General features: G+C 66.2%; 13 protein-coding genes. 9 read left to right on the top strand and 4 right to left on the bottom strand.

Going from position 1 to position 13,474, the window contains the following annotated elements; all coding sequences use genetic code 11:
* The 3 genes from mmsA to folE all read left to right on the top strand — a co-directional run.
* Positions 1-996, top strand: a 996-nt coding sequence (gene mmsA, locus ACP69S_RS15115; protein WP_425998572.1) for a CoA-acylating methylmalonate-semialdehyde dehydrogenase, incomplete at its 5' end; no start/stop codon positions are given.
* An 11-nt stretch (positions 997-1,007) separates the two neighbouring features.
* Complete coding sequence (mmsB, locus tag ACP69S_RS15120; protein WP_425998574.1) at positions 1,008-1,910, top strand: 3-hydroxyisobutyrate dehydrogenase; 903 nt, start codon at positions 1,008-1,010, stop codon at positions 1,908-1,910.
* Positions 1,911-2,064: 154 nt separating this feature from the next.
* Positions 2,065-2,655 carry a GTP cyclohydrolase I FolE gene (gene folE, locus ACP69S_RS15125; protein WP_425998576.1) on the top strand — a complete coding sequence of 197 codons (591 nt, stop codon included), beginning with the start codon at positions 2,065-2,067 and terminating at the stop codon, positions 2,653-2,655.
* Positions 2,656-2,659: 4 nt separating this feature from the next.
* Here the strand turns inward: folE and lldD are convergent, their stop codons facing one another.
* Complete coding sequence (lldD, locus tag ACP69S_RS15130) at positions 2,660-3,805, bottom strand: FMN-dependent L-lactate dehydrogenase LldD (protein ID WP_425998578.1); 1,146 nt, start codon at positions 3,803-3,805, stop codon at positions 2,660-2,662.
* A gap of 189 nt (positions 3,806-3,994) precedes the next feature.
* Complete coding sequence (locus ACP69S_RS15135) at positions 3,995-5,797, bottom strand: IlvD/Edd family dehydratase (RefSeq protein WP_425998580.1); 1,803 nt, start codon at positions 5,795-5,797, stop codon at positions 3,995-3,997.
* A gap of 293 nt (positions 5,798-6,090) precedes the next feature.
* On the opposite strand from ACP69S_RS15135, the gene araD1 reads away from it, so the two are divergent.
* On the top strand, positions 6,091-7,086 hold the full coding sequence (gene araD1 / locus ACP69S_RS15140; protein WP_425998678.1) for an AraD1 family protein: 996 nt from the start codon (positions 6,091-6,093) through the stop codon (positions 7,084-7,086).
* A gap of 7 nt (positions 7,087-7,093) precedes the next feature.
* On the opposite strand, the gene ACP69S_RS15145 is transcribed toward araD1, so the two are convergent.
* The gene (locus tag ACP69S_RS15145; RefSeq protein ID WP_425998582.1) at positions 7,094-7,753 is read right to left on the bottom strand and encodes a TetR/AcrR family transcriptional regulator; all 660 of its coding nucleotides are present in this window, start codon (positions 7,751-7,753) and stop codon (positions 7,094-7,096) included.
* A gap of 127 nt (positions 7,754-7,880) precedes the next feature.
* Between ACP69S_RS15145 and ACP69S_RS15150 the strand changes: the two genes are divergently transcribed.
* Positions 7,881-8,213, top strand: a complete 333-nt coding sequence (locus ACP69S_RS15150) for a hypothetical protein (protein WP_425998584.1) — start codon at positions 7,881-7,883, stop codon at positions 8,211-8,213.
* 44 nt (positions 8,214-8,257) lie between these two features.
* Here the strand turns inward: ACP69S_RS15150 and ACP69S_RS15155 are convergent, their stop codons facing one another.
* Positions 8,258-10,372, bottom strand: coding sequence for a PAS domain S-box protein (locus ACP69S_RS15155; RefSeq protein ID WP_425998586.1), 2,115 nt, complete (start codon positions 10,370-10,372; stop codon positions 8,258-8,260).
* 161 nt (positions 10,373-10,533) lie between these two features.
* Between ACP69S_RS15155 and ACP69S_RS15160 the strand changes: the two genes are divergently transcribed.
* The 4 genes from ACP69S_RS15160 to ACP69S_RS15175 all read left to right on the top strand — a co-directional run bounded on the left by ACP69S_RS15160 (position 10,534) and on the right by ACP69S_RS15175 (position 13,448).
* The gene (locus ACP69S_RS15160; protein ID WP_425998588.1) at positions 10,534-11,760 is read left to right on the top strand and encodes a PQQ-dependent sugar dehydrogenase; all 1,227 of its coding nucleotides are present in this window, start codon (positions 10,534-10,536) and stop codon (positions 11,758-11,760) included.
* A 368-nt stretch (positions 11,761-12,128) separates the two neighbouring features.
* Positions 12,129-12,464, top strand: coding sequence for a hypothetical protein (locus ACP69S_RS15165; RefSeq protein WP_425998590.1), 336 nt, complete (start codon positions 12,129-12,131; stop codon positions 12,462-12,464).
* A gap of 310 nt (positions 12,465-12,774) precedes the next feature.
* Positions 12,775-12,984 carry a cold-shock protein gene (locus ACP69S_RS15170; protein ID WP_062148160.1) on the top strand — a complete coding sequence of 70 codons (210 nt, stop codon included), beginning with the start codon at positions 12,775-12,777 and terminating at the stop codon, positions 12,982-12,984.
* A gap of 104 nt (positions 12,985-13,088) precedes the next feature.
* On the top strand, positions 13,089-13,448 hold the full coding sequence (locus ACP69S_RS15175) for a DUF6481 family protein (protein WP_425998592.1): 360 nt from the start codon (positions 13,089-13,091) through the stop codon (positions 13,446-13,448).
* The last annotated feature ends 26 nt before the right edge of the window (positions 13,449-13,474 follow it).

A 13,474-nucleotide genomic window follows, 5' to 3' on the forward strand; every position in this document is an offset into this window, starting at 1 on the left:
AACACCTTCATCCTCAAGCCGTCGGAGAAGGATCCGACCGTGCCGGTCAAGCTGGCAGAGCTGATGATGGAGGCCGGCGCGCCGGCCGGCGTTCTGAACGTGGTCCACGGCGACAAGAGCGTCGTCGACGCCATCCTGTCCCACCCGCTAATCAAGGCCGTCAGCTTCGTCGGCTCCTCCGACATCGCCTCTTACGTCTACCAGACCGGCACGGCCCACGGTAAGCGCGTCCAGGCCATGGGCGGGGCCAAGAACCACGGCATCGTCCTGCCTGACGCCGACCTGGACCAGGTGGTCAAGGACCTGTCGGGCGCGGCCTTCGGCTCGGCCGGCGAGCGCTGCATGGCCCTGCCGGTGGCCGTGGTCGTCGGCAAGAAGACCGCCGATGAGCTGCGCGAGCGCATGGTCGCCGAGATCGAGAGCCTGAAGGTCGGCATCTCCACCGACCCGGCCGCCCACTACGGCCCGGTGGTCAGTGCCGCCCACCGCGACAAGATCGCCGATTACATCCGTATTGGTGTTGAAGAGGGTGCCGAACTGGTCGTCGACGGCCGCGACTTCTCCCTGCAGGGCTTCGAGAAGGGCTTTTTCATCGGCCCGTCGCTGTTCGACGGCGTCACCAAGGGCATGAAGACCTATCAGGAAGAGATCTTCGGTCCCGTCCTGCAGCTCGTCCGCGCCGAGAGCTTCGACGAGGCCATCGCCCTGCCCTCCGAGCACCAGTACGGCAACGGGGTGGCGATCTTCACCCGCAACGGCCGCGCCGCCCGCGAGTTCGCCTCCAGAGTGAACGTCGGCATGGTCGGCATCAATGTGCCCATCCCGGTGCCGGTGGCCTATCACAGCTTCGGCGGCTGGAAGCGTTCAGGCTTTGGCGACACCAACCAGTACGGCTCCGAAGGCGTGCGGTTCTACACCAAGCTCAAGACCGTCACCGCCCGCTGGCCCGAAGGCGAGGTCGAGGACTCCGCCTTCGTCATACCGACGATGAAGTAAGGACCACCACCATGACCGGCATCGCCTTCATCGGCCTGGGCAATATGGGCGGCGGCATGGCCGCCAATCAGGCAAAAGCCGGGCGCCATGTGACGGCCTTCGACCTGTCGGCCCAGGCGGTCGAACGGGCCGTGGCGGCGGGCTGCCATGCGGCGGGTTCCGTCGCCGAAGCGGTGCGCGAGGCGGATGTGGTGATCACCATGCTGCCCGCCGGCCCGCATGTGCGCAGCGTCTATGGCGAGCAGATCCTTGGCGCGGCGCCCAAATCGGCCCTGCTGCTGGACTGCTCGACCATCGATGTCGAAAGCGCCCGCGCGGTAGCCACCCAGGCCAAGGCGGCGGGCTACCGTTTCGCTGACGCCCCGGTGTCTGGCGGCATCATGGCCGCCGAGGCCGGGACCCTGGCCTTCATGGTCGGCTGCGACGCGGCGGATTTCCCCGCCGTCGAGGCGGCGCTGGAGCCGATGTCGCGCGTGACCATCCACGCGGGCGATCACGGCGCCGGACAGGCGGCCAAGATCTGCAACAACATGCTGCTCGGCATTTCCATGATCGGGACCTGCGAGGCCTTCGCCCTGGCCGAGAAGCTTGGGCTGGCGGCCGACCGGTTCTTCGAAATCGCCAGCAAGTCGTCGGGCCAGTGCTGGTCGGTCTCGACCTATTGCCCGGTCCCCGGCGTCGGCCCCTCGACACCGGCCGACCGCGACTACGAAGGCGGCTTCGCCTCCGCCATGATGCTCAAGGACCTGAAGCTGGCGCAGGAGGCCGCCGCCAGGGCCGGCGCCACGACGCCGATGGGGGCCCAAGCCGAGGCCCTCTACGCCCTGTTCGACGCCAATGGTTTCGGTGGCAAGGACTTCTCGGCGATCATCGAACTGATGCGGGGACGCCTCGACGGCTTGCGAAAGGGGTGATGACTACCCTCACCCATCGCCTCCCCGCTGATTGACGGTTTAGCCGGCGCAAGCGCTGAAAAGGTCCGGGTGCGCATGTTGCGCGAAGCCGCTCCGGCGCGTTTAAGCGATGGGATCGCCGGCCAGCCTGTTGCTGCGCCGATGGAGACGACAGATGAGCGATGCTTCAGGCGCGGCCAAGCCGCTGGTGCCCGATGAGGTGCAGGACGCCATCCGCACCCTGATCCGCTGGACCGGCGAAGACCCCGAGCGCGAAGGCCTGGTTGACACGCCCTCGCGCGTGGCCCGCGCCTGGAAGGAATATTGCGAGGGTTACGGCGAGGATCCCGGCGTTCATCTGGCCCGGGTGTTCGAGGAGGTCGGCGGCTATGACGAGATCGTCCTGCTCAAGGACATCCCGTTCCAGTCGCACTGCGAGCATCACATGGCCCCGATCATCGGCAAGGCGCACATCGCCTATCTGCCGCGCGACAAGGTGGTGGGAATCTCCAAGCTGGCCCGGGTGCTGCACGGCTATGCGCGGCGGCTTCAGGTGCAGGAGCGCCTGACCGCCGAAGTCGCCGGCTGCCTGTGGGACAACCTCAAACCGCTGGGCGTCGCCGTGGTGATCGAGGCCAATCACGCCTGCATGAGCGGGCGTGGCGTGCGCACCCCCGGCGTGGCGATGAAGACCAGCCGAATGATGGGCGTCTTCCGCGACGACGAGCGCTCGCGACGCGAAGTCCTGGCCTTGATGGGCTTCTAAGCCGTCAGCGCGTCGCCAGGACCGAACGATCCAGATCGGCCACGCGGGTGACGCCTGTCAGCGCCATCGCCACGCGCATCTCGGCCTCGATCAGGGCGAGCATGTGCGCCACGCCCGCTTGCCCGCCACCGGACAGGGCGTAGGCCCAGGCCCGGCCCAGCAGGACGCCCTTGGCGCCAAGGGCCAGCATGCGAACCACGTCGAGCCCGGAGCGCACGCCCCCGTCCACCAACACGGTCAGGGCGTCGCCCACGGCGTCGGCGATCGGCGGCAGGGCCTCGGCAGTCGAGAGGACCCCGTCCAGTTGCCGGCCGCCATGGTTGGAGACGATCAGGCCGTCGGCGCCGAGCCTCACCGCATCGCGCGCGTCCTCGACGTCAAGCACGCCCTTGAGGATCAGTGGCCCCGCCCATTCGCCGCGGATGAACTCCAGGTCCTTCCAGGTGATGGTCGGATCGAAATTGTTGCGCATCCAGGCGAAGAAGTCCTCGATGCCACTCTTGGCGCCCAGCACGGAGGCGACATTGCCAAGGCTGTGGGGTCGACCGTGCAGACCGACGTCCCAGGCCCAAGCCGGACGCTGCGCCGCCTGCCAGAACCGCCGCGCGGCGCCGCCCAATCCCGGCGCGCCCGCAAGGCCAGAGCGGTAGTCGCGATAGCGCGAGCCGGGAACCGGCATATCGACCGTGAAGACCAGGGCTGAACAGCCCCGCTCGCACGCCCTCGCGAGCAGTTCGCGCATGAAGCCCCGGTCACGGATCATGTAGAGCTGGAACCAGAAGGGTTGCGCCGCCGCCTCCGCCACCTCGTCGAGGGAGCATGCCGAGACGGTGGACAGGCAGAACGGGACGCCGGCGGCCTCGGCGGCGCGCAGGGCCTGCACCTCGCCGCGACGCGCATTGAGGCCCGCCAGCCCGATCGGCGCCAGCGCCACCGGCAGGCCCTGTTTCCGACCAAAGAGCGTTGTCGTCAGGTCGAGGCAAGAGACGTCGCGCAGGACGCGTTGACGAAGAGCGATCTTCTCCAACTCGGCGATGTTCCGCCGCAGGGTGACCTCAGCGTAAGAACCGCCGTCGATATATTCGAACAGGAAATGCGGCAGGCGTCGGCGCGCCAGTTCACGATAGTCGAGTACAGAAGCCGCCTTCATGCCGCCAATTCCGCACGATCGGCCTCTCGCCGCCAGCGATTTCGCAGCTTCGGGCGATCTGGTGGGGAGCGACAGCTAGAGCATTTTCCGATAAGTGTGAAACGGTTATCGGATCTAAAAATGCTCTAAACTTCTGATTTAGAGCCCTTTTCGCCCGACCCTGATGAATTCATCAGGTCGGAAAGGGCTCTAGTGGTTGTCCCGGGGCAGGCCCTTGGTCTGGGCGATGCGCTGGTACTTGACCGCCGGCTCCAGCACCGCCCCGGTCTCCAACTGGCCGACGAGACCGCGCTGGATCTCTTGCCAGGGCGTCTGGCTTTCGGGATAGGCATAACCGCCGGCCGCCTGCAGCGCGGCGCGGCGCGCGGCGATCTCCTGCGGGGTGATCAGCACATCGACACGCGCCTTGCGCAGATCGACGCGAACCCGGTCGCCAGATTTCAGGAGCGCCAGCCCACCGCCGGCCGCCGCCTCGGGCGAGGCGTTGAGGATCGATGGCGAACCGGAGGTCCCTGACTGACGCCCGTCGCCCAGGCACGGCAACTGATAGACGCCTTGCTTGATCAGGTAGTCGGGGGCTCGCATGTTCACGACCTCGGCGGCGCCGGGATAGCCGATCGGACCCGCCCCGCGCATGAACAGCACGCTGCGCTCGGTGATGCCGACCGCCGGATCGTCGATGCGGGCGTGATAGTCCTCGGGACCATCGAATACGACCGCCTTGCCCTCGAAGGCGTCTGGATCGGCGGGGTCGGACAGATAGCGTTCGCGGAACTCGGCATTGATCACGCTGGTCTTCATGATCGCCGAGTTGAACAGGTTGCCGCGCATGACCACGAACCCGGCTCGCTCGACCAGCGGCCGCTCGAACGGGCGGATCACCGCCTCGTCCTCGATCGTCGCGTCGCGACAGGCGTCGCCCAGGGTCTGACCGGAGACTGTCAGGGCGTCCTCGCGGATCAGGCCCTGCCCCATCAGCTGGGCGACCACGGCCGGCACGCCGCCGGCGTGATAGTAGTCCTCGCCCAGATATTCGCCGGCTGGCTGCAGGTTGACCAGCAGCGGCACGTTCTCGCCATGGGCTTGCCAGTCATCGACCGTCAGCTCGACGCCGATGTGACGGGCCAGGGCGTTCAGATGGATCGGCGCGTTGGTCGAACCGCCGATGGCGGAGTTCACCACCACGGCGTTGAGGAAGGCGTCGCGGGTCAGGATATCGGACGGCTTGATGTCGTCGCGGACCAGATCGACGATCCGCAGGCCGGTCTCATAGGCGTTCTGTTGACGGTCGCGATAGGGCGCCGGAATGGCCGCCGATCCGGTCAGCGACATGCCCATCGCCTCGGTCAACGAATTCATGGTCGTGGCCGTGCCCATGGTGTTGCAATAGCCGGTCGAGGGGGCGGAGCTGGCGACCAGCTTGATGAAGCCGGCGCGATCGATCTCGCCCGCCGCCAGCAACTCGCGCGCCTTCCAGACGATGGTCCCCGAGCCGGTTCGCTGCCCCTTGTGCCAGCCGTTCAGCATCGGACCGACCGACAGGGCGATGGCGGGGATGTTCACCGTGGCCGCGGCCATCAGGCAAGCCGGAGTGGTCTTGTCGCAGCCGATGGTCAGCACCACGCCATCGATGGGATAGCCGTAAAGGGTCTCGACCAAGCCAAGATAGGCCAGGTTGCGGTCCAGGCCTGCCGTCGGGCGTTTGCCGGTTTCCTGGATGGGGTGGACCGGAAATTCCAGCGCGATGCCGCCAGCCGTGCGGATGCCCTCTCGGACCCGCTCGGCCAGGACCAGGTGGTGGCGGTTGCAGGGCGACAGGTCGCTGCCGGTCTGGGCGATGCCGATGATCGGCTTGCCCGATTGCAGTTCGTCCAGGGACAGACCGAAGTTCAGGTAGCGCTCCAGATAGAGCGCGGTCATGTCCACATTGTCCGGATTATCGAACCAGGCGCGCGAACGAAGGGTGCGGGGCGGAACGGGAGCAGTGCTCATGGCAGTCCTTGGATCGACGGCGAGTCGTTCGGAGGTGTGGAATCCTGAACGGCTGAGATGTGCTTGTAGTTTAATTGTCTGACTATATCCGGCGCTAGCCATGGTCAACACGGCGCCCATGCATGCCACGGCCGACGCGCGCCTGGCGCGCATAGCCAGCGTGGCCGCCGAGCCCGTGATCGCCCCGTCGAATCGAAACACGACGGCTTGAAGCGAGCCAATCCCTTTGACAGTCGATCTCGTGTTGCTATTTGTCCGACTATATATCGGCGCTCGGGAAACAGATGAAAGCCATGGTGTTGCGGTTCGTGCAGCTGAAGGAACCGGACGGCGCGCGCCTGCTGGCGGCGGTCAATGACGCTGGCCTGGCGCGGCGTGTCCAGGGCGCCAACACCCTGCTCGACCTGGCCAACGCCGCGCTGAAGGCCGGGGCCACCCTTGCCGAGGCGGCGCAGGCCAATCCGTGGGGAGACGAGATCGATATCGCCGCCGCCCTCGCGGAAGGCCGCGTTCTGACGCCAGTCGATCATCCCGATCCTGCCCACCTGATCCTGACCGGTACGGGCCTGACGCACCTGGGCTCCGCCGAAGGTCGCGACAAGATGCACAAGGCCGCTCAGGCGACCGACACGCCGACCGACTCGATGCGCATGTTCCTGATGGGCGTGGAAAGCGGCAAGCCGGCGCAGGGCGAGACCGGCGTCCAGCCCGAGTGGTTCTACAAGGGCGATGGCTCTCACCTCCGCGCCTATGGCGAGCCCCTGGACTCGCCAGCCTTCGCGCTGGATGGCGGCGAGGAACCCGAGATCGCCGGCATCTATCTGATTGGTCCCGACGGAACGCCTCATCGCCTGGGCTTTTGCCTGGCCAACGAATTCTCGGACCATGTCACCGAGCGCGGCAACTATCTGTGGCTGGCGCATTCCAAGCTACGCCCGGCCGCGCTTGGCCCCGAACTGCTGACCGGTCCCCTGCCCCAGGACGTGCGCGGGACCAGCCGCATCCTTCGCGATGGCGCCGTGCTCTGGCAGGACGATTTCCTCTCGGGCGAGGCCAATATGAGCCACACCATCGCCAATCTCGAACATCACCATTTCAAATACGGCGTCTTCCGCCGGCCCGGCGATCTGCACGTCCACTTCTTCGGGACCGCGACCCTGTCGTTCAGCCATGGGATCGTGCCGCGCGTCGGCGACGTGTTCGAGATCTCCGCTGCGCCCTTCCACTATCCAGCGCGCAACCCCCTGGGCCTCGCGGCTGCCCAGCCCGTTGCGGTCAAAAGCCTGTAACCCAGGCCTACCAGGCAGCGCGACCCGCCACAAAAATCCGCACCGTATTGTCCAGCCAGACCTTGGCGACGGCCGGCTTGAACGGCGCATTGCTCAGGATCGCGTTGTAGACCCGGCCGCCAATCGTCAGCTGGAAGACCCTGGCCGCCGCCTGCGGGTCGTTGCATGGAATGGCGTCTTTCTCGGCGAAGCGCCGGATCACCTCGGTGATCGCGTCAACACCCTGGTCGAACGCCATTTGGTAGGCTTCGCCCAACTCGGGGAAGCGCGCGGATTCACTGAACCTCAAGCGCGACATATGGACGAAGTCCTCACTGAGGGCGGCCCGCAGCCAAAGATCTCCGTAGCGTCCCAGCGTCACTTGCAGGGTTTCACTGAGCGCCAGGGGCTGGGCGCTATCGCCTTCGCCCCAGCGGGTCATTTGCTCCTGGGCGATGGCCCGAAACAGCGCCTCCTTGGACGGGAAGCGGGTGTAGAGCGTGCCCTTGGAAACCCGGGCGGCCGTCGCCACGGCGTCCATTGTCGTGGCCCCGTAGCCTTCGCGGAAAAAGATCTGACGCCCGACCGAGATCAAGCGTCCCTCCAGCTCGGCTAGATCCTGCGCCTTGGGCCGGCCGCGGGGGCGGCGGGGCTGGATCTCGAGGTCTGTCTGCTTCTTTACGGGCATTGAAAACGAGCTCGAATTGGGGGCGCCGCAGCGCGCGCCGTCGATGTCGCCAAACCTGGGATTGACACTCAATCGAACGGATTCGTATCATATTTGATTGCTGACAGCGAACGAGATAAACGACGCCATGAAGAAGCTCCTGATCGCCCTGATGGGCTGCGGCGTTCTCGCCATCTCCTCGGCCGCCATCGCCCAAACCGCGCCCACAGCGCAGGCCCCCGCTCCCGCGGCTCCGTTCTACACCACCGAAGACTCCTCCATCGGCGATCTGCTCGACAATCCGGCGACCAAGGTCGTGCTGACCAAGCACGTACCCGGCCTTGTCGGCAATGCGAGCACCGAGCGCGCGCGGGGCATGACCCTGGTGGCCATCAAACCCTATTCGAACGGTGGGATCACCGACGACAAGCTGGTGGCGATCGACAAGGACCTGGCCGTCATTCCCGAGCCGAAACCTTAAGCGTCGCGATTCGAGCATCGCGCACCTGGACGGCTTCGCCGCTCTCAGTGGGCCAGGGTGAGTGGCACGACGGCTTCGACGCCGGCCGGGCTGAACAGCAGGGTTGGCCGGCCGCCCAGGTCGGCGGCCAGGCCGCCGTCCAGCAGGCGCGAGCCAAAGCCCTTGCGGGTCGGCGGCGCGACCGGCGGGCCGCCCTGCTCCTTCCAGCGCAGCCTGATGCTCCGACCATCCTCGCTGGGCGTCCAGACGATATCGACGCGCCCCTCGCTTGTGGAGAGCGCGCCATACTTGACGGCGTTGGTGCTCAGTTCGTGCAGGGCCAGGGCGAGCGCCAGGGCAGCGGACGGTCCCAGGCGGGCGGCGGGTCCGCTGACATGGATGCGCGGGGACTCGGGGCTGACGAAAGGCTGGATCGCGCCAGAGACGATGTCGTGCACGGCCGCCCCCTCCCAGCTTTCCCGAGTGAGAATGTCGTGGGCCACCGACATCGCCATGATCCGGTCGAGCAGCCGTTCGCGCGCCGCGCCGGTTGTTTCGCCCTCGCGCAGGGTCTGGCGAGCGATCGACTGCACCGAGGCCAGGGTGTTCTTGACCCGGTGATTGAGCTCGTTGATCAGCAGGCGCTGGCGGGTCTCGGCTGCGCGCAGGTCGGTCAGGTCGATATTGACGCCGATCATGCCGATGAAACGGCCTGAGGCGTCCAGTCGAGGCTGAGCCACGGTGTGGACGTCCCTGACCTGGCCATCGGCGCGGTAGTAGCGGGCGTCGCCCTCGAAGGGTCCCTGACAGGCCATGCTGCGACCCAGCGCCTCCAACAGGGCCGGTCGATCCTCGGCGAGCACGGTGTCGCCCCAGGCAAGGTCCGACACATCCCCGCCGACGCCCCAGAACTGGCGCAGGGCGGAGTTGATATAGGTGCAGGCGCCCTGCTCGTCGCTCATCCACAGCATCACGGGCGCGGTCTCGGCGATCAGTCGGAAGCGTTCCTCGCTCTCTCGCAAGGCGTCCTGGGCGCGACGGGTTTCGGTCAGGTCGATGGCCAGGCCGATATAGCCCAGGAAGCCACCCGCGCGGTCGAAACGCGGCTTGGCGCTGGCGAACATCCAGCGATACTCGCCGTCGGCCCGCCTGAACCGCGCCTCAAAGGTATAGGCCGACAAGGTCGCCCGGGCGGCCATGCGCGCCATGCCGACCTGGGTCAGATCATCGGCATGGATCAGGTCTATCCAGACATTGCCCAGCAGATCTTCGCCCGACAGGCCGGTGATCTCGATGAAGGCCTGGTTGACGAATTCGATGCCGCCGTCGATCCCGGTGATCCATACCGGAGCCGGGGCGGAATCGGCCATGGCCCGGAAGCGCGCCTCACTGTCGCGCAGGCGGTCCTCGGCGGATTTGCGCTCGGTGATGTCGACGAGAATGCCCAGCAGGGAGCGGGGCTGTCCGTCGTCGCCCACCTTGAGCTCGGCCCGCAGCAAGATCCACCGCCAGGGCCGGTCGCGCCCTCGATAGCGAAACTCCACTTCCAGAAAACGGTCGCCGCCTTTCACCGCGGCCTGGACCGCGCGGGCGATGCACCCCAGGTCCTCCGGCGCCATTTCGGCGCGCAACTGCTGCAGCGTCGGGCGCGTCCCGTCGGCAAGCCCGAGCAGTCGATAGAGCTCTGGCGAGCCGGACAGCACCTCGGTGATGAAGTCATATTCTCCCACCGCCATGCGCCCGGCGTCGAGCGCCAGGCGCAGGCGATCGTCAGCCCGGCGCCCGGCCTCTTCGAGCCGCCTGCGATCGGTGATGTCCTGCAGGGCGCCGATGTAGCGCACCGCCCGTTCGACGCCGTCTACCTTTGCGAAGATCGCTTCGCCGTGAGCGACCACCTCGCGCACGACGCCATCGGGTCGCACGATCCGGTATTCATAGGCCGCTCGCTCGCGGATTGCCGGATCCAGGGCCCTGCCCGCCATGGCAGTCGTGTGGGGACGGTCGTCGCCGTGGGTTACGGCGAGGACGTCCTCGAGGGTGATAGGCTGGTCCGGTCCAAAACCGCTGATCGCGCGCGCGGCCGGCGAATAGACCATCCGGTCCGTCAGCAGGTCCCACTCCCATATGCCGATCTCGGCGGCGCGGGTGGTGATTTCCGGCCTGGTTTCGCTATCGCTCATGCGGCTCTGGTGGCTTCCGGCGTCACGCTCGTTTAAATCGGATGATGGACGAACCGGGGTCGGGCGTCACCCCGCGCAGCACACAAAGCAAAGGACACCAAGGCGCGTCTCCGGTCGAGGAAGGCATTGCCGCGCCCGATGGCTCGTCTAAGGTCCGGCCCATGCGTATCCGCCTCCTCCCCCTCGTCGCCCTGGCCCTGTGCGCCTGCGGTCCCGCTTCCGAAGCTCCGGCCGCCCCGGACGGGTCGAGCCCGCCGGTCGAAACCCGGCCCGCCAACGCGCCCGACCAGAAGCCCGACTTCACCGGCCAGACCCGCGCGCCCGGTCAGGCGCTGGGCGTGGCCTATACTGTCGAGACTGTCGTTGGCGGACTGGACCACCCGTGGGGCCTGGCCTTCCTGCCGGACGGCACCCGGCTGATCACCGAGCGCGCCGGACGGCTGCGCGTGCTGGGCGCCGACGGCAAGCTGTCGACGCCCGTGGCCGGCCTGCCGGCGGTCGACGCCAGCGGCCAAGGCGGGCTGCTCGACGTGGCCATCGATCCGAACTTCGCCAGCAACGGCCTGATCTACTGGACCTACGCCCAGGCCGGCGACGGCGGCAACGGCACGGCGGTGGCCCGCGGCAAGCTGGTCTCCGGACCCTCCCCGCGTGTCGAAGGCGTTCAGGTCATCTGGAGCCAGACGCCCAAGCTGAATTCCAGCCTGCACTTCGGCGGCCGCCTGGTCTTTGCCCGGGACGGCAAGCTGTTCGTCACCACCGGCGACCGCTCGATCCTGGAAGGCCGCATGCAGGCCCAGCGCCTGGATGGCGGCCTGGGCAAGGTTATCCGCATCAACGCCGACGGCTCGATCCCTTCGGACAATCCCCATGTCGGCAAGGCTGGCGCCAAGCCGGAGATCTGGTCGGCCGGCCACCGCAACCTGCAGGCCGCCGCTCTGGATCCGTCGGGCCGGCTGTGGACCGTGGAGCACGGCGCCAAGGGCGGCGACGAACTGAATCGTCCCGAGCCCGGCAAGGACTATGGCTGGCCGACCGCCACCTATGGCGAGGAATATTCAGGCAAGCCGATCGGCGACGGGACCACCGCCAAAGCTGGCATGGAGCAGCCGGTCTATTATTGGGATCCGGTCATCGCGCCCTCGGGCATGGCCTTCTATCAGGCCGACCTCTTCCCGGCCTGGAAGGGCAGCCTGCTGGTCGGCGCACTGCGCGGACAGCATGTCGCCCGCCTGACGCTGAAAGGCGATAAGGTGATCGGCGAGGAGCGCCTGTTCGAGGACGTCGGCCTGCGCATCCGCGACGTCCGCGTCGGCCCGGACGGCGCGGTCTATCTGCTGACTGACGAGGACGACGGCAAGCTGCTGCGCGTGGTTCCCAAGCCCTAGTCCTAGAGCATTTTCCGATAAGTGTGAAACGGTTATCGGATCGAAAAATGCTATAAACTTCTGATTTAGAGCCCTTTTCGCCCGACCCTGATGAAGCCATCAGGTCGGAAAGGGCTCTAGAGGGCGAGGCGCGCGGGGTCTAAGCCAAAGGCGCTATGGACCGATGCGGGAATTGGCTTGATGGGTTTCTGACAGCGCTGGCCGCTGCGGCAACTTGATCAAGAGGCGCGGATACGGGGCCGATGACCGACATCGTTTCAAGAAATGGATGGAAAGCGGTCGCGAACAAATCTCAACGTCCGAGCCCCGGATGGCAAAACCCGAACGAGGTTGTTACAGAGCCCTCTCGCCAAGGAACTCTCGAAGACATGGCCCGCAAACTCTCCGGCAAGGTCGTCGCCGACGTCACCGCCCTGGCTGACAAGGCCTGGTTCGACGCCAAGCCCGAGCGCGACTTCATGCTGCGCGATCCTGCCCCGCTAGAGTTCAAGGAACCACTTGGCGACGCTGGCGAAGGCTTCAGCTGGCGCGTGCTGGTCGTGCGCCTGGACGGCGGCTCGCGCCTGCGCCTGCCGATCTCCCTGGCCTGGGACCTGCACAACGATCACGCCAAGGAACAGCACCTGGCCGTGATCTTCGAACAGGTCGCGCCGGAACAGGCAAAGGCCTTGCGCGCCGCAGTGGTCGCCAAACAGCTTAACTGAGCGAGCTTCACCATAATATTCTAGTGAGCGCATCACCGCTCAAGGTTCACTGACACGAGTTCTTGGACACATCTGAAAATAGCTATTTATGAGAAGATCATATCAACCCCGCCTTCAGTGAATTTTACAGACATTGCGCTCCCGATATTTCTCGGATATGGTGTCCTCATTAAATGACGATTTGGTTCGATTGCTCTCCAATGCTTTATCTTAGGATCGAGCTTCGAGCCCATCACGATCCTCTCCGAAAATTTGATCACGCGGCTCACATTCGAGCCGCGCGTCCCTTTTCACCTGAAAGGTGACCATCATGACGACCGGTACCGTGAAGTGGTTTAACTCCACCAAGGGCTTTGGCTTCATTCAACCTGACGACGGCGGCGCCGACGTGTTCGTGCACATCTCGGCGGTCGAGCGTTCGACCCTGGGCTCGCTGAACGAAGGCCAGAAGCTGTCCTACGAACTCGAGCGCGACCAGCGCAGCGGCAAGATGTCGGCCGGCCAGCTCCAAGCTGCCTAAGCCTGATCGGAGCGCGGGGCTCGCCCCGCGCTCCAGCCTGGCTTTCCTGACTTTCGACCTCGAATGACACGCGGGGTTATCCCCCCTTTGTAATCCGAGGCCCTATGAACGAAACGCTACGCACCAACTTCTCGAACCGTCTCCAGACCGCCGCTGACGCCAAGAAGGCGCTGTTGGAAAAGTTCAAGCCCAAGCAAGCCGTCGTCGATCCCAACTTCGAGAGCCGCGAAGCCGTCAAGGCCGCCGAGCTCCAGCAAGTCCGCGCTGATCGCGCCGAAGAACGCGCCGCTGCCCGCCAAGTCGCAGCCGACAAGGTCGCAGCCGCCGAGCAAGCCATCGCCGACAGCGCCGCAGCAGTGCTCAGCCTCAAGCGCGGCGCCACCAAGGAACGCAAGGCCCTGTCCGCCGCCGAAGCCAAGGCCAAGCGCGACAGCAAGTATGCCGCCCGCAAGGCGCGCAACTAGCCTACCGCCCACACAGCGCGATGAAG

This window comes from Caulobacter sp. DWR1-3-2b1 (assembly GCF_049895765.1).
Lineage (GTDB): Bacteria > Pseudomonadota > Alphaproteobacteria > Caulobacterales > Caulobacteraceae > Caulobacter.

What these genes read in the sequence shown, in the direction of transcription:
- ACP69S_RS15165 (WP_425998590.1), top strand. Translation starts at nt 12,129, where the DNA reads ATGGCCCGCAAACTCTCCGGCAAGGTCGTCGCCGACGTCACCGCCCTG.
- lldD (WP_425998578.1), bottom strand. Translation starts at nt 3,805, where the DNA reads ATGAAGGCGGCTTCTGTACTCGACTATCGTGAACTGGCGCGCCGACGC.
- ACP69S_RS15160 (WP_425998588.1), top strand. Translation starts at nt 10,534, where the DNA reads ATGCGTATCCGCCTCCTCCCCCTCGTCGCCCTGGCCCTGTGCGCCTGC.
- ACP69S_RS15175 (WP_425998592.1), top strand. Translation starts at nt 13,089, where the DNA reads ATGAACGAAACGCTACGCACCAACTTCTCGAACCGTCTCCAGACCGCC.
- ACP69S_RS15155 (WP_425998586.1), bottom strand. Translation starts at nt 10,372, where the DNA reads ATGAGCGATAGCGAAACCAGGCCGGAAATCACCACCCGCGCCGCCGAG.
- ACP69S_RS15135 (WP_425998580.1), bottom strand. Translation starts at nt 5,797, where the DNA reads ATGAGCACTGCTCCCGTTCCGCCCCGCACCCTTCGTTCGCGCGCCTGG.
- ACP69S_RS15145 (WP_425998582.1), bottom strand. Translation starts at nt 7,753, where the DNA reads ATGCCCGTAAAGAAGCAGACAGACCTCGAGATCCAGCCCCGCCGCCCC.
- folE (WP_425998576.1), top strand. Translation starts at nt 2,065, where the DNA reads ATGAGCGATGCTTCAGGCGCGGCCAAGCCGCTGGTGCCCGATGAGGTG.
- ACP69S_RS15170 (WP_062148160.1), top strand. Translation starts at nt 12,775, where the DNA reads ATGACGACCGGTACCGTGAAGTGGTTTAACTCCACCAAGGGCTTTGGC.
- araD1 (WP_425998678.1), top strand. Translation starts at nt 6,091, where the DNA reads ATGGTGTTGCGGTTCGTGCAGCTGAAGGAACCGGACGGCGCGCGCCTG.
- ACP69S_RS15150 (WP_425998584.1), top strand. Translation starts at nt 7,881, where the DNA reads ATGAAGAAGCTCCTGATCGCCCTGATGGGCTGCGGCGTTCTCGCCATC.
- mmsB (WP_425998574.1), top strand. Translation starts at nt 1,008, where the DNA reads ATGACCGGCATCGCCTTCATCGGCCTGGGCAATATGGGCGGCGGCATG.